Origin of the sequence: Pseudorhodoferax aquiterrae, assembly GCF_014652235.1 — a bacterium.
GTDB lineage: Bacteria > Pseudomonadota > Gammaproteobacteria > Burkholderiales > Burkholderiaceae_C > Pseudorhodoferax > Pseudorhodoferax aquiterrae.
Map to the genome: position 1 here is coordinate 131,041 of NZ_BMYK01000010.1, position 16,615 is coordinate 147,655.

Consider the following 16,615-nt stretch of genomic DNA (forward strand, 5'->3'; position numbering starts at 1 on the left):
AGCACAAGCCATGCAAGCCGTCATCGCCGCCTATGCGCGCTCGCCCTTCCACTTCGCCCGCAAGGGCCGTCTGGCCGAGCTGCGGCCCGACACGCTGGCCGTCCAGGTCGTGCAGGGCCTGCTCGAGCGCACCGGTCTCGATCCTGCGTTGCTGGAGGACGTGGTCCTCGGCTGCGCCTATCCCGAGGGCGCGCAGGGCAACAACCTGGCACGCATCGTGGCCCTGCTGGCCGGTCTGCCCGAGGCCGTGGGCGGCATGACGGTCAACCGCTTCTGCGGCTCCTCGATGCAGGCCGTGCACATCGCCGCGGCGCAGATCGAGGCCGGCATGGGCGACGCTTTCCTGTGCGTCGGCGTGGAGTCGATGACCATGGTGCCGCAGGGCGGCTTGCATTTCTCGCCCAACCCCGAACTGCAGGCGAGCAGCGCCGCCTACATCTCCATGGGCGACACCGCGGAGAACGTGGCGCAGCGCTGGGGCGTGAACCGCGCCGACCAGGAACAGCTGGCGCTGCAGTCCCACCAGAAGGCGACCGCGGCGCGCGCGCAAGGGCGCCTGGCCGACGAGATCGTTCCCATTCGCCTGCCGGACGGCACGCTGGTCGATGCCGATGGCTGCATCCGCCCCGGCACCACGCTGGAGGCGCTCGCCAGTTTGAAGCCGGCCTTCCGGCCCGATGGCGTGGTCACGGCAGGCACCTCCTCGCCACTGACCGACGGCGCGGCGGCGCTGATGGTCACCCGCGACGACTTCGCCGAACGCCACGGGCTGCCGGTGTTGGCGCGCATCCGCAGCTTTGCGACGGTGGGCGTGGACCCGGCCATCATGGGCATCGGCCCGATCCCGGCCACGCGTAAGGCGCTGGCGCGCGCCGGTCTCACGGTGGCCGACCTGGACGTGGTGGAGATCAACGAAGCCTTCTCGTCGCAGGCGCTGGCCTGCATCCGCGATCTGGGTCTGGACATGGCCACGGTGAACATCGATGGCGGCGGCCTGGCCATCGGCCACCCGCTCGGGGCCACGGGTGCGCGCATCACGGGCAAGGCCGCGGCACTGCTGGCACGGCAGCAGGGGCGCTATGCGCTGGCCACGCAGTGCATCGGTGGCGGGCAGGGCATCGCCACGGTGCTCGAGCGCGTCTGAATCCTGCGCGCAGCGCAGCGCCACCGGCTGTCCCGGCCCGCAACGCGGGGAGGTGCCGTCCTACAGGAACAATTGCCAGGGTTGCCCAGAATGCGGCGTTCTTCAAAACGTCCCCTGAGGAAGATCCCAATGCAAGCCCAGGCCCAGCAGACCGAACGACTGACGATCCCCGCTTTCGAGGAACTCGGTGGCCTGGACTGCCTGTCGGTGCTGCAAAGCGGGCCGGACCGTTTGACCGTGCAGATCGACGCCGACAAACCGGCGATCCGCCAGGCCGCGGCGCGCATGATGGCCGGCCAGCTCTATGCCACCTTCGGCGAGACGCCGATCAAGCTCTTGCGCTACACGGTCATGAACCAGGGCGTGCCCGGCCGGCTGGTGTTCGACGCCACCTACCGGGTGCGCCAGCTGCACAGCTGAACGTCAGGGGGCTGCGCGGTAAGGCTCGTCGAAGTCCACGAAGCGCTGCTCGGCCAGCGCGGCCTCGGTCCAGCGCTGCATGGCCGGCAGCGCACGCACGCGTTCGATGTAGGCCGCAATCGTCGGCGGCACCGGCAGCGCGAAGTTGGCCAGCCGCACGCAGACCGGCGCGTAGTAGGCGTCGGCGACGCTGAACGCGCCGAACAGCATGGGGCCGCCATGGGTGTCGAGCAGTTCCTGCCACATGGCCACGATGCGCGCCACGTTCGCGCGCACGCCGGCCTGGTCGCGCCAGATCACGCGGCCCATCTCGGGCATGCTGGCCTCCAGGTTCATGGGGCAGTGGTTGCGCAGTGCGCTGAAGCCCGCGTGCATCTCGGCGCACACGCTGCGGGCGCGGGCCCGGGCCCGGGCGTCGGCGGGCCACAGCTGCTTCTCGGGAAACTTCTCGGCCAGGTACTCGGCGATCGCCAGCGTGTCCCAGACCACCAGGTCGCCGTCGACGAGCAGCGGCACCTGGCCCGTGGGCGCGAGCGGCTGCAGCGTCTGCTTGAAGGGCGAGGTGGGCGCCAGATCGTCGAAGGGCACCATGACCTCTTCGAAGGCGATGCCGGCCTGCGACATCAGCAGCCAGGGCCGCAGCGACCAGGAGGAGTAGTTCTTGTTGGCGATGTAGAGCTTGAGCATGGCGGACTCCGCAGGTTCAGGAGCCGGCCATGCTAGCGCGGCGCCGGGGCGCCGTGGATGCCGAAATCGCGCGGGATCGATGCGCGCCGCGAATCAATAGCGCTCGGGCACGTACATGCTGGCCGGCACCGGGTTGCGCGTGTACTCCGGATTGCGCGTGCGTTCGGGCAGCACGATGGACGGGTGCTCGATCTCCTCGTAGGGCAGCTGCGTGAGCAGGTGGCTGATGCAGTTGAGGCGCGCCTTCTTCTTGTCCACGGCCTGCACGAGCCACCAGGGCGCTTCGGGAATGTGGGTGCGCTCCAGCATGACTTCCTTGGCCTTGGTGTAGGCCTCCCAGCGGCGCCGGCTCTCGAAGTCCATGGGCGAGAGCTTCCACTGCTTGAGCGGGTCGTGGATGCGGCCCAGGAAGCGCAGGTGCTGCTCGTCGTCGGTGATGGAGAACCAGTACTTGACCAGCGTGATGCCCGAGCGGATCAGCATCTTCTCGAACTCGGGCACGGAGCGGAAGAACTCTTCGTACTCGGCGTCGTTGCAAAAGCCCATGACGCGCTCGACACCGGCGCGGTTGTACCAGCTGCGGTCGAACAGCACGATCTCGCCGCCCGCCGGCAGGTGCGAAACGTAGCGCTGGAAGTACCACTGCGTCTTCTCGCGGTCGTTGGGCGCGGGCAGCGCGGCCACGCGGCACACGCGCGGGTTCAGCCGCTGGGTGATGCGCTTGATCACGCCGCCCTTGCCGGCCGCGTCGCGGCCCTCGAACAGGATCACGACCTTCTTCTTGTGGAACTGCACCCAGTCCTGCAGCTTGACGAGCTCGCCCTGCAGGCGCAGCAGCTCACGGAAGTAGGTCTGGCGGCCCAGGCCGTCCTCGGTGCCGGCTTCCCCGCCGCCGGCCAGGCGCTCGTCGTCGATCTCCATCTCCAGCTCCTCGTCGTAGCTGTCGAGCAGGTCGCGCTCGATGCGCTGCATCACGCTGTCATGGTGGTCGGGGAGAAGCTTGTCGTTCATGGTGCGCGGATCCTTTGCAGCGGCGATGCTAGGAATCGGATGTGACAGCGCCATGTCAATCCTGTCATGCCACTGTCACCGTTCTGTCGGATCAGGGCGCGTGTGGCCGTCACTCGCGCGCGCGTCTGCGGCGGCCGCACGCACGCGCAGAACGGTTCAATCCGCGTGGCGCAGCGAGGTCACGGTGAAGACGCCGTTGACCTTGTCCGCCGTGAACTTCACCTTGTCGCCTGGCTTGACGACGTCCAGCATCTTCGGATCGGCCACGCGGAACACCATCGACATCGGTGGCATGTCCAGGTTCGGGATGGGGCCGTGGCGCAGCGTCAGCTTGCCTTGCTCCAGGTCGACCTTGCGGACCTCCGCATCGACGGGTGGAGCCGCGCCGGTGGTTTGCTGATCGGCAGTGCTGGGGGCTGGCGGGGTTTGCGCCGGCGTTGCCACGGCCGTTGCGGCCAGCGCGGCGGCGACCAGCAGGGATGTGAGTTTCATGTGCAGCTTTCAACAATGGGATGGGAAACGACCGCTCCGCCGGCGGCGGAACGGACCGGCGCTTCATCGGACCGTCAGCCGGCCGACCATGCCGGCCTCCATGTGGCCGGGCAGCAGGCAGGCGAACGCGAACTCGCCAGGCTGGGTGAACTGCCACACGATCTCGCCGCGCCGGCCCGGCTTGACGTGGGCCATGTAGGCCTCTTCGTGTTCCATGCCGGGGAACTTCTTCATCATCTCGGCGTGCTTGCGCAGTTCCTCGGGCGTGCCGATCACGATCTCGTGCAGCACCTGGCCCTTGTTGGCGGCGACGATCTTCACGGTCTCGCCGCGCCGGACCGTGATGTCGGCGGGCGTGAAGCGCATCGTGTCGGCCATGTCGACCTGGATGGTGCGCACCACCTTGGCGGGGTCACCCTCGCGGCCGAAGGCGGTGTCCTCCACCTTCGCGGCGTCGAACTTGCGCGCCTTGGACGCATGGTCTTCGCTGCCGTGCGCGAAGGCGCCGGCGCTGGCCAGCAGTGCGGTGGCGCTGAGGATGGCGATCCTGGTGTTCATCTGGAGCTCCTGCTGTCAATGGTGGGCGTGGCCCGAGGGCTTGCGCACGGTCATGGTGTTCTGGTCCGCCTTGGGCGCCTGGGCGCGCGGCGCCTGCCCGACCTGCCCTGTGAACTCGTAGGCCACCGTGCCGGGCGGATGCTGGTAGGGCGCGGGCTCCTTGTAGTCGCCAGGCCGCACCGCGTCGCGCACCTTGACCACGCTGAACATGCCGCCCATCTCCAGCGGTCCGAAGGGACCGGTGCCGGTCATCATGGGCAGCGTGTTGTCGGGCAGCGGCATCTCCATCGTGCCCATGTCCGCCATGCCTTTGTCGCCCATGACCATGTAGTCGGGCACGAGCCTGGTGATGCGCTCGGCCACGCCGCGCTGGTCCACGCCGATCATGTTGGGCACGTCGTGGCCCATGGCATTCATGGTGTGGTGCGACTTGTGGCAATGGATCGCCCAGTCGCCAGCGACGGCATCGAACTCCAAGGCCCGCATCTGCCCCACGGCGATGTCGGTCGTCACCTCCGGCCAGCGCGCCGCGGGCGGCACCCAGCCGCCGTCCGTGCCCGTGACCACGAAGTGCGGCCCGTGCATGTGGATCGGGTGGTTGGTCATGGTGAGGTTGCCCACGCGCACGCGCACCCGGTCGCCCGTGCGGCACACCAGCGGGTCGATGCCCGGGAACACGCGGCTGTTCCAGGTCCACAGGTTGAAGTCGGTCATCTCGGCCGTCTTCGGCGTGGCAGCGCCGGGCTCGATGTCGTAGGCCGCCAGCAGGAAAACGAAGTCGCGGTCCACGCGCATCTGGCGCGGGTCCTTGGGGTGGATGATGAACATGCCCATCATGCCCATGGCCATCTGGGTCATCTCGTCGGCATGCGGGTGGTACATGTGGGTGCCCGCGCGCAGCAGCGTGAACTCGTAGACGAAGGTCTTGCCCACCGGGATGTGCGGCTGCGTGAGGCCGCCCACGCCGTCCATGCCCGAGGGCAGCAGGATGCCGTGCCAGTGCACCGTGGTGTGCTCGGGCAGCTTGTTGGTCACGAAGATGCGCACCCGGTCGCCCTCGACGGCCTCGATGGTCGGCCCGGGGCTGGAGCCGTTGTAGCCCCACAGGTTGGCCTTCATGCCGGGCGCGAATTCGCGCACCACGGGCTCGGCGACCAGGTGGAATTCCTTGACGCCGTTGTTCATGCGCCAGGGCAGGCTCCAGCCGTTGAGCGTGGCGACCGGGTTGAACGGCCGGCCCGTGTCGGGCGGGCGCGGCGGCTGCATGGCCGGCGAGCTCTGGTAGACGGCCTCGGGCAGGGAGGCGGCGCCCACGCGGCTGACCGTCGTGGCACCCAGGGCGACGGCGCCTGCCGTCCTGAAGAAGTTTCTGCGGTTGGACATGGGGGCTCTTTCAGTGGCCGGCGGACGGCGTGCCCGCGGCCGGGGCGGGGGATGCCGCGAGAGTGGGGGCGGGGCCGGGCGAGCGGCCGCTGAGCGCGGTCTGCAGGTCGGTCTGCGCGATCCAGAAATCGCGCAAGGCCTGCACGTAGTCCGTGACGCCACGGACCTGTTCGCGCGCGTCGGCCAGCAGTTCGAACACGCCGATCAGCATGCCGTTGTAGCGCAGCAGGTTCTCTTCGGAAATGCGCTTGCGCAGCGGGACCACCTCGTCGCGGTAGTGCTGCGCGAGTTCGTAGGCCGTCCGGTAGGCGGCGTAGGACTCCCGCACTTCGGAGCGCGCGTTCACGGCGACGGCGGCCAGGCGGTGCACGGACTGCATGTAGGTCGCCTCGGCGCGCGCCGAGCGCGCGGAGCCGAAGTCGAACAAGGGGATGGGCAGTTCGACCTCGTAGCCGTTCTGCCGGCGCGCACCGGTCTCGCTCTTGTTCTGGTAGCCGACTTCCAGGCCGTCGATGAAGCGCGTGGCGTTGGTGAGCCCGAGCGCGCTGGCGGTCGCCTGCGTGGCGCGCCTGGCCGCCAGGACGTCCAGGCGCATCGCGATGGCCGTCTGTTCGGCGTCGTGCGGCGTGCTCGGCTGCGGGGGCAGGGCCGGCAGACGTTCGGGCAGCGTGTAGCCCAACTGGTCGCCCGACAGGCCCAGCAGGCGGGTCAGGCGCTCGCGCTCGGCCACGGCCTGTTGCTGGGCCCGGGCGAGCCCGGCCGTGGCATCGGCGTAGAAAGCCTGCTCGCGCATCTGGGCCAGCTTGTTGAAGTTGCCCGCCTGCAGCATGCGCCGGGCCAGTTCGTTGGAGACGTCGGCCGCCTCCTTGACCTGGCGCAGGTAGCTGGCGGTCTCCTGCGCGGCGACGGCAGCGAAATAGGCACGCCGCGTGTCGGCCGCCAGGCCCACGGCCTGCGCCGCGGCCTGGAACTGTGTCTCTTCGAAGTTGCGCTGCTGCACCCGGGTCGCAGCCGGCATGGTCAGCAGGCCCAGCAGGTCGAACATGACCGAGCGCTCGATCTCCGCGGCGCCGCCGCCCAGTGCCATGCGGCCGAAGCCGAACACCGGATTGCGCAGCCGGCCGGCCTGGACGAGGTCCGCTTCGGCGATGCCCAGCTGGCTGAAGCTGGCCTGCAAGCCGCGGTTGTTGAGCAGGGCCAGCTCGACCGCCGCATCGGGCGTGAGGGGCTGCGCGAGCAGCTCCGCCACGCGGGCCCGGGCCTGGCCGACCTGCTGCGCGGAGCGCTGCGGCGCGATGCCCTGTCCGGCGCGCTCCCTGGTGAGTTCGGACACGCGGTCCATGCCGCCGTCGGGCGAGAAGCTGGCACACCCTGCCAGCAGCGATGCGGCCAGGGCCGTTGCCGTGGCGCGCCTCATGGCCGGCCTCCGTGCCCGTGGTGGTGCGCCGGTGCCGGCTGGCTGGCCGCGCCCTGGGGCGGCGCGGGCATGGCGTGGGCACCGTGGCCGCCGGCCTGGCCGGCGGCCGGGGCCGCGAGCCTGTCGTTGAGCTGGCGCCAGTTGCCGGGCGCGATGTCCTGCCAGGGCTTGTAGTCGGAGAAGGCCGATGCATGGCGCAGCGCCGGTGCGGGGGCGGCGGGATCGTCGGGGCGCGGCCCCTCGGCCTGGGCGAAGGCGCCCAGCGGCAGGCACAGCACCAGCACCGGTGCGGCCCGCAGGAAAAGTCTGTTCATCGTTCGGAACCATGTGAGAGAGCTGGCGGCATGCCAGCGACGCCCATGCGTACGCGCAGCGGACGCACGAGCCCCATCGGGCCTCCCGCGGAGGCCCCGTGGGTCAGATGGGTCGTGGAGGGCGCTCCTGGCCATCGGACAGGAAGCTCGGGGCCGGAGCCGGCAGATCGGGGAAGGCGGCCGAGGCCAGGTCAAGCGGGGCGGCCAGGCCCCCTGCCGCGCTCGGCACCGGCGGCGTGGCGCAGGATGCCGAACACATGTTGCACTTGTTGTCGGCGGGGCCTGCCGCATGCGCATGGTCGGCGGCCGAGTCCGCGGCGTTGTGGGCGTGCCCGGGCTCTGCGTGCCCATGGTCACCGTGCCCGTGGCCACCGTGCCCGTGGTCGCCCCCGTGGGAACCGAGCTGCGGCACCGGTGCACCTGCCGGCGGCGGGCACACCATGGCTGCCGCCATCGCGCCCCGGATGGGGAGCAACACGGCGAGCAGCACGAGCAGCCAGATGCGCAGCAGTTTCACGGGCGTGGGGCGACGGGGGCCTCCCGTCGATGCATGAGTTCCCCCGATGCTAAACCTTGCCATGGGGACAAGGTCAACGGACCGCTGGCGCGCCTTGACATTGCACCGATGTCAGGGGCCAGACTGGGGCATCCGGAGTTCGCCATGCAGACCTTGAACAAGCCCCACAGTGGCCGCCCAGGCCACGGACACCACGGCCCCGCGGGTCACCACGAGGGAGCCGCTGCGCCCACGGCAGCGGCCGGGCCCACCAGGCCGGGCGCGCCGAGCCCTGGCCCGTACACCTGCCCCATGCATCCGCAGGTGCGGCAAGCGGGGCCGGGCAACTGCCCCCTCTGCGGCATGGCGCTGGAGCCGCTGGTCGCCACCGAGAGCGAGGAGAGCAGCCCCGAGCTGCGCGACATGCAGCGGCGCCTGGCGCTGGGCGCGGTGTTGACCGCACCGGTGTTCGCGCTGGAGATGGGTGGGCATGTCTTCGACATCCACCACCTCGTCGCGCAGCAGGTCTCGAACTGGGTGCAGCTCGCGCTCGCGACGCCGGTGGTGCTCTGGGCAGGGTGGCCGTTCTTCGCGCGTGGGGCGGCCTCGGTCGGGAACCGCAGCCTCAACATGTTCACGTTGATCGCACTGGGAACGGGTGCGGCCTGGCTGTACAGCCTCGTCGCGACACTGCTGCCCGGGCTGTTTCCGCCCGCGTTGCGGAACGAGGACGGCGCCGTGGCCGTCTACTTCGAAGCGGCTGCCGTCATCACGGTGCTGGTGCTGCTCGGCCAGGTGCTGGAGCTGCGGGCGCGCGAGAAGACCTCGGGCGCGATCAAGTCACTGCTGGCGCTTGCGCCCAGGACGGCGGTCCGGGTGCATGCCGCAGGCGCGGACGAGACGGTGCCGGTCGATGCGGTCCAGGTCGGCGACCTGCTGCGCGTGCGGCCGGGTGAGAAGGTGCCGGTCGACGGCGTGCTGACCGAGGGCCGGGGCAACGTCGACGAGTCGATGGTGACGGGCGAGCCCGTGCCGGTCGCGAAGTCGGCTGGATCGAAGGTCACGGCCGGCACCATGAACCAGACCGGCGGCTTCGTGCTGCGCGCCGAGCGGGTCGGCGCCGACACCCTGCTGGCGCAGATCGTGCACATGGTCGCCGCGGCCCAGCGCAGCAGGGCGCCGATCCAGCGCATGGCCGACCGGGTCGCGGCCTGGTTCGTGCCGGCGGTGCTCCTGCTGGCGCTGCTGACCTTCGCTGCATGGCTGACCTGGGGGCCGGCACCGGCCTTCAGCTACGCGCTCGTGACCTCGGTGGCCGTGCTCATCATCGCCTGCCCTTGCGCGCTCGGGCTCGCGACGCCCATGTCCATCATGGTCGGCGTGGGCAAGGGTGCGCAGCACGGCATCCTGGTCCGCGATGCGCAGGCGCTCGAGAAGATGGAGAAGGTCGACACGCTGGTGGTCGACAAGACCGGCACCTTGACCGAGGGGCGGCCGAAGGTGGTCCACCTGGAGACGACGGAGCGGTTTTCCGCGGAAGAGGTGCTCCACAGGCTCGCCAGCGTGGAGCGGGCCAGCGAACATCCGCTGGCCTTGGCCATCGTGTCGGCCGCGCAGGAGCGCAAGCTCGCCCTGTCGGCGGTGTCCGGGTTCGACTCGCCCGTGGGCAAGGGCGTGGTCGGGACAGTGGAAGGGGTGGACGTGGTGTGCGGCAGCGCCCGGTTCCTGGCGGAACACGGCATCGCCACGGCGGCGCTCGAGGCCGCGGCCGAGCAGCAGCGGCGCGCCGCGGCCACGGTGATCTTCGTCGGCCTCGGCGGCCGGCTGGCGGGCTTCGTCGCCATCGCCGATCCGGTCAAGAAGACCACCCCGCAGGCGCTGCGGGAACTGAAAGCCGTCGGCATGCGCATCGTCATGCTGACGGGCGACGGCCAGACCACGGCCGAGGCCGTGGGCCGGCAACTGGGCATCGACGAGGTCGTGGCCGACGTGCTGCCGCAGGACAAGGCGGCCATCGTCCAGCGGCTGCAGGCCGAGGGGCGCACCGTGGGCATGGCCGGCGACGGCGTCAACGATGCGCCGGCCTTGGCCCAGGCGACGGTGGGCATCGCGATGGGCACGGGCACCGATGTCGCGATGGAAAGTGCGGGCATCACCCTGCTCCACGGAGACCTGCTGGGCATCGTCCGGGCGCGGACGCTGTCGCGCGCGACGATGCGCAACATCCGGCAGAACCTGGTGCTTTCCTTCGCCTACAACGTCGCGGGCATTCCCTTGGCCGCCGGTGTGCTGTACCCGTTCCTCGGCCTGCTGCTGTCGCCGGTGGTCGCCGCGGCGGCGATGGCGCTGTCGTCCGTGAGCGTGATCGCGAATGCGCTGCGCCTGCGCACGCTGCGGCTCGACGGCGCAGGGCGCCCTTCGGGAGCGACGGAGCTCAGCGGTCCGGTGGCGTGACGATGCGCTGCGGCGCATCGGCCTTGCGCTCGAACAGCCGCGCGACCAGCGGCAGCGAGGCCATGATGGCCAGCGTCAGCAGCGTGGCGAGGATGGCCGTGCTTTCCTTGCCCAGGCCGGCGGCCACGCCGATGGCGGCCGTCATCCAGATCCCGGCCGCGGTGGTCAGGCCCTTGACCTGGCTTTCGGCATCGCCCTTGAGGATGGTGCCGGCGCCCAGGAAGCCGACGCCGGCGATCACCCCCTGCAGCACGCGGCTCATGTCGGCCGCGCCGATGTCGAACTGCTGCGAGGCCAGCACGAACATGGCCGCGCCCATGGCCACCAGCATGTGGGTGCGCACGCCGGCGGCCTTGCCCTTGGCCTCGCGCTCGATGCCGAGCAGGCCGCCGAGCAGGGCCGCCAGGGACAAACGCAGCACGATGCGCGTGGCGTCCTCCAGGCTGCGCAGGTCGGAGAACTCCTGCGCGATGGTGTCGCCGATGCGGGCCAGCGCGTTGTCCATGGCCGCCTCAGGGAAGTTCCTTGCTCGGGTCGGGTGCGCCGGCGGCGAGCGGGCCCACGCTGCCCAGGCGCGCTTTCAGCGACTGTGGCTGGCCGGTCAGGATGGCGGCGTAGTTGGTGGCGTTGGAGACCACCTTCTTGACGTAGTCGCGGGTTTCGTTGAACGGGATGTTCTCGGCCCAGATGGCGGCCTCCAGCGTCGGGCTGCCGGCCTGCCCGCGCCACACGCGCGGCCGGCCCGGACCGGCGTTGTAGGCCGCGGCGGCCAGCGGCAAGGAGCCGGCGAAGTCGTCCAGCACGAGCTTCAGGTAGCCGGTGCCGATGGCGATGTTGGTCTCGCGTTCGTTGATCTGGCCCGGCGTGAAGTCCGTCAGGCCGATCTTGCGGGCGGTCCAGCGCGCCGTCGCCGGCATCACCTGCATGAGGCCGGAGGCACCTACGTGCGAGCGTGCGTCCATGATGAAGCGCGACTCCTGGCGGATCAGGCCGTAGACGAAGGCTGGATCGAGGTTGATCGCGCGGCTGCGCGGCACCACCGAGTCCTGCAGCGGCATCGGGAAGCGCTGCGCGAAATCGATGGCCTGGCGCGTGCGTTCGCTGGTGTTGATGCAGCGGTCCCAGACCTCCCGCTCGCAGGCGAGATCGGCCGCGGCCAGCAGGTCGCGCTCGGCCATGCCGCCCGGGCTGTGCAGGTTGGTGGCGTAGTTCCATTCGCGCACGCCTTCGCTGCGCAGGCCGATGCCGATCGCGTAGAGCGCGCGCTGCAGGCTGGGGTTGCTGCGGGCCAGGGCCTTCTCGTCGGGCGTGGGCGGCGGCGGGGCCGGCGGCACCTCGATCTTGCGGCCGAGCTCCTCCAGCGCCAGCTGCTCGTAGAAGCCGCGCACGCCGGCGATGCTCTCGTACAGCTGCAGCGCCTCGGCGCGGTCGGCCTCGCTGCCGATCTTCTGCAGCGCACGGGCGCGCCAGTAGATCCAGGTCGGGTCGAGACGGCTCTCGTCGCCCATGGCCTGGATGGTGGTGCTCAATGCCTTCCACTGGCCTTCGCGCAACGCGGTGCGGGCCTTCCAGACCAGCATCTCGTCGTGCAGGTCGGTGTCGCGCTGGACCTTGCTGAAATAGTCCCAGGTCGAGGGCAGGCGGCGCACGGCGGCCTGCTTGCCGATCGCTCCCCAGACCCAGTTGCGCTCCTCGGCCGAGAGTTGCACGCTCCATTTGGTGTCCAGCGCCGTCGCGGCCTGCTCGGGGTCGCTCGCAGCCAGCTTGACCAGAGCCAGCGTGATGAGTTCACGGCGCAGCTTGGACGCCGCGACGCTGCGCCCGGCCAGGTAGCGCACGGGGCTGTCGAGCAGTTGGCCGACCTGGTCCAGCACCTCGGGCGCGACGATCTGCACGGCGTCGCGCGTGGCGCGGCCGCGGTTGGCCTCGGCCGACAAACGGGCCTTGCGCCACACGTCCTCCGCGGGCAGGCGGCGCGTGGCGTAGAGGCGGTCGGCCGCCTGGGTGCAGCCGTCGTCGGCATCGCGCTGGGCCAGCCAGAGGCGGCGTACTTCGTCGGCCGCCAGCTGCGAGGCCGGCTGGTTGCTGCGCAACTGATCGACCAACAGCGCATAGCAGCGCACCTGGCGGTCGTCGCCCATGCGGAACTGCGGGTGCTCGGCGGCGAAGCTGCTCCAGTCGCGGCGCTGGCCCAGCAGCAGCAGCCAGTCGTTGCGCAGGCGGTCTTCCTGGTAGGTGCCGGCGTAGCGGGCGCTGAAGGCCTGCATGTCGGCGCTCGTGAAATCCTCCAGCCGGCTGCGGGCCTCCCAGTAGGCGGCCCAGGGTTCCAGCACATGGCCGCGCACCTGCGGCAGCAGGCTGGCCAGGCGTGCCTTGTCGCCGCGCCGGGCCGCCTGCTGCATGTCCAAGATGAGCTGGTCCGCAGGGGTCTGGGCGGGGCTGGGCAGGGCCGTGCCCAGACCGGCCACGAGAACGATCGATGTCAGAATGGCCCGTACTTGCATGGGGGAGGATTATGGAGAAATCGGCCGAGGACAAGGCGCGCGCGCGCAAGGCCTTGCGCGCCGCACTGTTGGAAGCGCGCCTGGCCCTGCCCGACCGCATGGAGCGTGCGCGCGCGCTGCAGCAGGTCATGCGCATCTGGCTGGTCGGCCGGCCCGACACGGTGATCGGCGCCTACTGGCCGATCAAGGGCGAGTTCGACCCGCTGCCCGCGTTGCACCGCTGGAAGGAAGACGGCGAGCTGCAGGGCGAAGCGACGCGCAAGCGCATCGGCCTGCCCGTGGTCGACAAGGTGCACAAGACGCTGACCTTCCATGCCTGGTACCCGGGCTGCCCGATGGAAGAGGATGCCTACGGCATTCCCAAGCCCAAGGGCACCGAGGTGGTGGTACCGACGCTGCTGTTCGTGCCCTGCGTGGGCTATGCGGCGGGTGGCTACCGGCTGGGCTATGGCGGCGGCTTCTACGACCGCACGCTGGCCACCTTGCAGCCCAAGCCCATGACGGTGGGCCTGGGCTTCGGCACGGGGTTTCTGGACGACTTCGAGCCCGAGCCGCACGACGTGCCGCTGGACGCCATCCTCAACGACCACGGCGTGGTCTGGCCGATCCGCTAGCCGGCCGCGGCCGCTTCAGTCGAAGTTGTCCACCGTGTCGGGGTCGGGCGCATCGCCGACGGCCGCACGCGTCAGCGCGGCCTGGCCCATGAGCCAGTCGCAAAAGGCCTGGACCTCGGGCCGGCTCTCGCGGCGTGGTGCCAGCTTGAGCCAGTAGGTCATCGGCGAATCCATGCGCCGGCCCGGCAGCACCTCGACCAGGTCGCCGTTGGCCATGCTTTCGGCCACCAGTGGCAGCCGCGCCAGCACCAGGCCCTGGCCGGCCAGCGCCGCCTGCACCATCTGGTAGGCGTAGTTGAAGTAGAGCCAGCGCTGCGGCTGGAACTTGCGGGCCTGCGCTGGCGGCAGCTGCAGGTCGATCCAGCGCTGCCAGGTCAGCCACTGCAGGTGGGTGGCATGGGCATCGCCGGCCTCGATCAGCGTGAACTGGCCCAGGTCCTCGGGCTGGTGCAGGCGCACGCCGCTCTTGAGCAGCCAGGGGCTGGCCACCGGCGTCAGCTGCTCGCCGAACAGCCGGCGCCCGTCGGCCGGCATGTTGGAGAAGTGGCTGTAGCGCAGCGACATGTCCACGTCGGCGATGTCCAGGTCGAGCACGGCGTCGGTGGCGTCGATGCGGATGTCGATGTCCGGGTGGTCGCGCTGGAAGGCCTCCAGCCGCGGGATCAGCCACATGGAGGCGAACGAGGCGAAGGTGGTCAGCGAGACGCTGCGCCGGCCCGCGCTCTGGCGGATCTGGCGCACCGCGCCGTCCAGCCGTTCCAGCGCCGGTGCCGCGGCGGCCAGGAGCTGGGCGCCGGCGCCCGTGAGCTCGACGGCGCGCGTGTGGCGCAGGAACAACGGCACACCGACCTCTTCCTCCAGCGCCTGGATCTGCCGGCTCACGGCGGACTGGGTGAGGGCCAGTTCCTCCGCGGCGACACGGAAGTTCAGGTGGCGCGCGACGGCCAGGAAAGCGCGCAGGCAGCCGGCGGAAACCGGCCGCGTGCGCAGGTGGGTCTGGGAATGCTGCATGGGAGGCGGCCTGGGAATTGATGCGCGCGTCGAATCAATAGCCTAGCGCGAATTCATTGGACCACCAAGGGGGCGGCGACGATCATTCACTCCCAAGCACCGCAATCAGGAGCCCACCATGTTCACCCAAGCCACGCAAAGCACGCATCAATCCCCGTCCACCGCCGCCCTGCCGGGCTGCTGGAAGCTCGACGCCGGCCAGGCCCTCAGCCTGACCCCGTCCAGCGCGGGCGTGTTGCGCATTGCGCATGGGCGTGTCTGGGTCACCATGGACATGCTGCGCGGCGACACCCAGGCCTCAGGCGACCTGTTCCTGGTGCCGGGGCGGGGGCTGGTGGTGCAGGCGGGCCAGCGCGTGGTGCTCGAATCCTCGGGTGCCGAGCGCGGGGCGGCGGCCTACTTCGCCTGGGACCCCCTGCCGCAGGCGCAGGCACGCGCCGTGGGCCGCGCTCTGCACGCCGGCCGCTGGCAGCAGGCCGTGGCCCAGCCCGTGCGCGACCTCGGGCTGGCCCTGGGCCAGGCCGGCACGGCGCTGGCACGGCTGGCGCTGGGCGTGATCGGCCTGGTGCTGCCGCCGGCACGCGGCCGCATGCAGCAGCAGTCCTGACCTTCCGCCCGCTCTACCAGCGCGCCGGCAGCTTCGCCAGCAGGGCGATGCGCCGGTCGCGCAGGCCCACATAGCCGCCGGCCTCCAGGTCCTTCATGATGCGGCTGACCATCTCCCGGCTGCAGCCGACGCGGCTGGCGATGTCCTGCTGCGTCATGCGTTCACGCAGCAGCCCCGTGCCATCGGGCTGGGGTTCGGCCAGCTCGGTCAGCAGTTGCGTGATGCGGCCGTAGACATCGGTGAAGGCCAGGTTGCGCACCGCATTGGTCGCCGAACGCGCGCGCCGGATCACCTTGCCCAGCAGGTCCAGCGCAAAGCCCGGCTCCTGGCCGATGAAGGCCAGCAGGGTGGCGCGCGACACCAGCGAACAGACGGCCGGCTCCAGCGTGATCACGCTGGCCGAGCGCGGCCCGCCGTCCAGCGCCATCTCGCCGAAATAATCGCCCGCGACGATCACGCCCAGCGTGATCTCGCGGCCGTTGGCGTCGGTGCTGAAGACCTTGACGCGGCCTTCCATGACGACGAAGAGCGTGTCGCCATGGTCCGATTCATGGATCAGGATGGTGCCCTTGCGGTAGTGGCGCACGTCGCCAAGGGCCGCCAGGCGGCGCAAGGGGCTGGAAGGGGCGGCGTTGGAACTGAACGCGTCGGTCTGTGTACTCAACTCGGACATCATGGCTCGACGCGCCGCGCGACGGCGGCGCTGGTGGGCGTGTTCGCGCCAGTCTAAGCCATGCATCCCGGGCACGCGCGCACGCGCGCGACCCGGCAGGATGGGGTCAGGCGAGGTGGCGTGCCATCGGCGGCAGCAGCGAGACGGTCTGCACGAGCTCGCGGATCGAGCCGCTGCGCGTCTTCTGCCGGATCGACAGCAGCTGGCTGCGCACCGTGGAGACCTGCACGCCATGCTGGCGGGCCACCTCGTGCGGCCGCTTGCCTTCGCAGACGGCGGCCAGCACGTTGCTCTCGGCCGCCGTGAGGTCGCACGAGCGCGCGAACAGCGCCAGCGTGGTGGCGTCGCACAGGCGCGACTTGGAGAAGATCAGCAGCGCCTGGCCGTCATCCTCCGGGCCTGCCAGCGGGACCACGGCGACCGTGGTGCGGCCAGGACCCTTGTTGGCGGTCAGCAGGTCGCGCACGCCGGTCCGGGCCAGGGTGAGGCTGCGTTCCAGCGCGCGCTCGCCGACCGGCGTAAGCGCGCAGAGCTCGCCGGCCACCACCGACAGGCCGCTGCTGTGGTTGCTGTCTGCGCTCATGGCCAGCAGGGCCGCCGAATTCGCGAGGTGCAGGCGGCGCGAACCGATCGAAATCAGCGCGAGGCCATAGTCCACGTGCTCGATGATGCAGCGCAGCATCGTGGTGGCATCGGGGAGAAAACGCCGCGGCGTGGCAGCGATGACGCTGCCGATGTCCCAGGCAGCCTCGGCGTGGACAGACGTTGAACCTTCCAACATGGCAGCTTCCTATTCCCCGCGGCATGGGCGAGGCCGGTGCGAAGCTTAG

General features: G+C 70.5%; 18 protein-coding genes. 5 read left to right on the forward strand and 13 right to left on the reverse strand.

From position 1 onward, the window contains the following. The first annotated feature begins 10 nt into the window (after positions 1–10). On the forward strand, positions 11–1,144 hold the full coding sequence (locus IE209_RS17275) for a thiolase family protein (protein ID WP_189688186.1): 1,134 nt from the start codon (positions 11–13) through the stop codon (positions 1,142–1,144). Positions 1,145–1,273: 129 nt separating this feature from the next. Next, positions 1,274–1,564: a hypothetical protein gene (locus IE209_RS17280; protein WP_189688187.1), complete on the forward strand. Its 291-nt coding sequence runs from the start codon at positions 1,274–1,276 to the stop codon at positions 1,562–1,564. A 3-nt stretch (positions 1,565–1,567) separates the two neighbouring features. Here IE209_RS17280 and IE209_RS17285 read toward each other — a convergent pair whose 3' ends face one another. The 8 genes from IE209_RS17285 to IE209_RS34220 all read right to left on the reverse strand — a co-directional run bounded on the left by IE209_RS17285 (position 1,568) and on the right by IE209_RS34220 (position 7,943). Beyond that, positions 1,568–2,251: a glutathione S-transferase family protein gene (locus IE209_RS17285; RefSeq protein WP_189688188.1), complete on the reverse strand. Its 684-nt coding sequence runs from the start codon at positions 2,249–2,251 to the stop codon at positions 1,568–1,570. Between the two features lie 93 nt (positions 2,252–2,344). After that, the gene (gene ppk2 / locus IE209_RS17290; RefSeq protein ID WP_145547878.1) at positions 2,345–3,262 is read right to left on the reverse strand and encodes a polyphosphate kinase 2; all 918 of its coding nucleotides are present in this window, start codon (positions 3,260–3,262) and stop codon (positions 2,345–2,347) included. 156 nt (positions 3,263–3,418) lie between these two features. Further along, positions 3,419–3,754, reverse strand: a complete 336-nt coding sequence (locus IE209_RS17295) for a copper-binding protein (RefSeq protein ID WP_189688189.1) — start codon at positions 3,752–3,754, stop codon at positions 3,419–3,421. Between the two features lie 63 nt (positions 3,755–3,817). After that, positions 3,818–4,312 (reverse strand): cupredoxin domain-containing protein, encoded by a 495-nt coding sequence (locus IE209_RS17300; RefSeq protein WP_189688190.1) that lies wholly within the window; start codon positions 4,310–4,312, stop codon positions 3,818–3,820. 15 nt (positions 4,313–4,327) lie between these two features. Then, entirely contained in the window at positions 4,328–5,695 is a 1,368-nt protein-coding gene (locus tag IE209_RS17305; protein ID WP_189688191.1) for a multicopper oxidase family protein, read from the reverse strand. Positions 5,696–5,705: 10 nt separating this feature from the next. After that, positions 5,706–7,112: a TolC family protein gene (locus IE209_RS17310; RefSeq protein WP_189688192.1), complete on the reverse strand. Its 1,407-nt coding sequence runs from the start codon at positions 7,110–7,112 to the stop codon at positions 5,706–5,708. Then, positions 7,109–7,426, reverse strand: a complete 318-nt coding sequence (locus IE209_RS17315; protein ID WP_189688193.1) for a hypothetical protein — start codon at positions 7,424–7,426, stop codon at positions 7,109–7,111. Before IE209_RS17315 ends, IE209_RS17310 begins: the two co-directional genes overlap by 4 nt. A gap of 103 nt (positions 7,427–7,529) precedes the next feature. Beyond that, positions 7,530–7,943: a hypothetical protein gene (locus IE209_RS34220; protein ID WP_268245967.1), complete on the reverse strand. Its 414-nt coding sequence runs from the start codon at positions 7,941–7,943 to the stop codon at positions 7,530–7,532. A 291-nt stretch (positions 7,944–8,234) separates the two neighbouring features. On the opposite strand from IE209_RS34220, the gene IE209_RS17325 reads away from it, so the two are divergent. Continuing rightward, a complete protein-coding gene (locus IE209_RS17325; RefSeq protein ID WP_308433190.1) occupies positions 8,235–10,376 on the forward strand; it encodes a copper-transporting P-type ATPase in 2,142 nt (713 codons plus the stop codon). On the opposite strand, the gene IE209_RS17330 is transcribed toward IE209_RS17325, so the two are convergent. After that, complete coding sequence (locus IE209_RS17330; RefSeq protein ID WP_189688195.1) at positions 10,357–10,881, reverse strand: MgtC/SapB family protein; 525 nt, start codon at positions 10,879–10,881, stop codon at positions 10,357–10,359. The genes IE209_RS17325 and IE209_RS17330 overlap by 20 nt on opposite strands. A 7-nt stretch (positions 10,882–10,888) precedes the next feature. Continuing rightward, positions 10,889–12,880, reverse strand: a complete 1,992-nt coding sequence (locus IE209_RS17335; protein ID WP_189688196.1) for a lytic transglycosylase domain-containing protein — start codon at positions 12,878–12,880, stop codon at positions 10,889–10,891. 11 nt (positions 12,881–12,891) lie between these two features. On the opposite strand from IE209_RS17335, the gene IE209_RS17340 reads away from it, so the two are divergent. After that, a complete protein-coding gene (locus IE209_RS17340) occupies positions 12,892–13,494 on the forward strand; it encodes a 5-formyltetrahydrofolate cyclo-ligase (protein ID WP_145547859.1) in 603 nt (200 codons plus the stop codon). 15 nt (positions 13,495–13,509) lie between these two features. Here the strand turns inward: IE209_RS17340 and IE209_RS17345 are convergent, their stop codons facing one another. Then, a complete protein-coding gene (locus IE209_RS17345) occupies positions 13,510–14,505 on the reverse strand; it encodes a LysR substrate-binding domain-containing protein (RefSeq protein ID WP_189688197.1) in 996 nt (331 codons plus the stop codon). Positions 14,506–14,623: 118 nt separating this feature from the next. Between IE209_RS17345 and IE209_RS17350 the strand changes: the two genes are divergently transcribed. Then, positions 14,624–15,112: a DUF2917 domain-containing protein gene (locus IE209_RS17350; RefSeq protein ID WP_189688198.1), complete on the forward strand. Its 489-nt coding sequence runs from the start codon at positions 14,624–14,626 to the stop codon at positions 15,110–15,112. A 13-nt stretch (positions 15,113–15,125) separates the two neighbouring features. Here the strand turns inward: IE209_RS17350 and IE209_RS17355 are convergent, their stop codons facing one another. Both IE209_RS17355 and IE209_RS17360 read right to left on the reverse strand, forming a co-directional pair. Continuing rightward, the gene (locus IE209_RS17355) at positions 15,126–15,785 is read right to left on the reverse strand and encodes a Crp/Fnr family transcriptional regulator (RefSeq protein WP_145547852.1); all 660 of its coding nucleotides are present in this window, start codon (positions 15,783–15,785) and stop codon (positions 15,126–15,128) included. A gap of 106 nt (positions 15,786–15,891) precedes the next feature. After that, positions 15,892–16,566 carry a helix-turn-helix transcriptional regulator gene (locus IE209_RS17360; protein WP_189688199.1) on the reverse strand — a complete coding sequence of 225 codons (675 nt, stop codon included), beginning with the start codon at positions 16,564–16,566 and terminating at the stop codon, positions 15,892–15,894. Positions 16,567–16,615 lie beyond the last annotated feature (49 nt).

Bases quoted from the DNA above. Each gene is read 5' to 3' on its own strand.
- IE209_RS17275 (WP_189688186.1), top strand. From the start codon at position 11: ATGCAAGCCGTCATCGCCGCCTATGCGCGCTCGCCCTTCCACTTCGCC.
- IE209_RS17280 (WP_189688187.1), top strand. From the start codon at position 1,274: ATGCAAGCCCAGGCCCAGCAGACCGAACGACTGACGATCCCCGCTTTC.
- IE209_RS17285 (WP_189688188.1), bottom strand. From the start codon at position 2,251: ATGCTCAAGCTCTACATCGCCAACAAGAACTACTCCTCCTGGTCGCTG.
- ppk2 (WP_145547878.1), bottom strand. From the start codon at position 3,262: ATGAACGACAAGCTTCTCCCCGACCACCATGACAGCGTGATGCAGCGC.
- IE209_RS17295 (WP_189688189.1), bottom strand. From the start codon at position 3,754: ATGAAACTCACATCCCTGCTGGTCGCCGCCGCGCTGGCCGCAACGGCC.
- IE209_RS17300 (WP_189688190.1), bottom strand. From the start codon at position 4,312: ATGAACACCAGGATCGCCATCCTCAGCGCCACCGCACTGCTGGCCAGC.
- IE209_RS17305 (WP_189688191.1), bottom strand. From the start codon at position 5,695: ATGTCCAACCGCAGAAACTTCTTCAGGACGGCAGGCGCCGTCGCCCTG.
- IE209_RS17310 (WP_189688192.1), bottom strand. From the start codon at position 7,112: ATGAGGCGCGCCACGGCAACGGCCCTGGCCGCATCGCTGCTGGCAGGG.
- IE209_RS17315 (WP_189688193.1), bottom strand. From the start codon at position 7,426: ATGAACAGACTTTTCCTGCGGGCCGCACCGGTGCTGGTGCTGTGCCTG.
- IE209_RS17325 (WP_308433190.1), top strand. From the start codon at position 8,235: ATGCATCCGCAGGTGCGGCAAGCGGGGCCGGGCAACTGCCCCCTCTGC.
- IE209_RS17330 (WP_189688195.1), bottom strand. From the start codon at position 10,881: ATGGACAACGCGCTGGCCCGCATCGGCGACACCATCGCGCAGGAGTTC.
- IE209_RS17335 (WP_189688196.1), bottom strand. From the start codon at position 12,880: ATGCAAGTACGGGCCATTCTGACATCGATCGTTCTCGTGGCCGGTCTG.
- IE209_RS17340 (WP_145547859.1), top strand. From the start codon at position 12,892: ATGGAGAAATCGGCCGAGGACAAGGCGCGCGCGCGCAAGGCCTTGCGC.
- IE209_RS17345 (WP_189688197.1), bottom strand. From the start codon at position 14,505: ATGCAGCATTCCCAGACCCACCTGCGCACGCGGCCGGTTTCCGCCGGC.
- IE209_RS17350 (WP_189688198.1), top strand. From the start codon at position 14,624: ATGTTCACCCAAGCCACGCAAAGCACGCATCAATCCCCGTCCACCGCC.
- IE209_RS17355 (WP_145547852.1), bottom strand. From the start codon at position 15,785: ATGTCCGAGTTGAGTACACAGACCGACGCGTTCAGTTCCAACGCCGCC.
- IE209_RS17360 (WP_189688199.1), bottom strand. From the start codon at position 16,566: ATGTTGGAAGGTTCAACGTCTGTCCACGCCGAGGCTGCCTGGGACATC.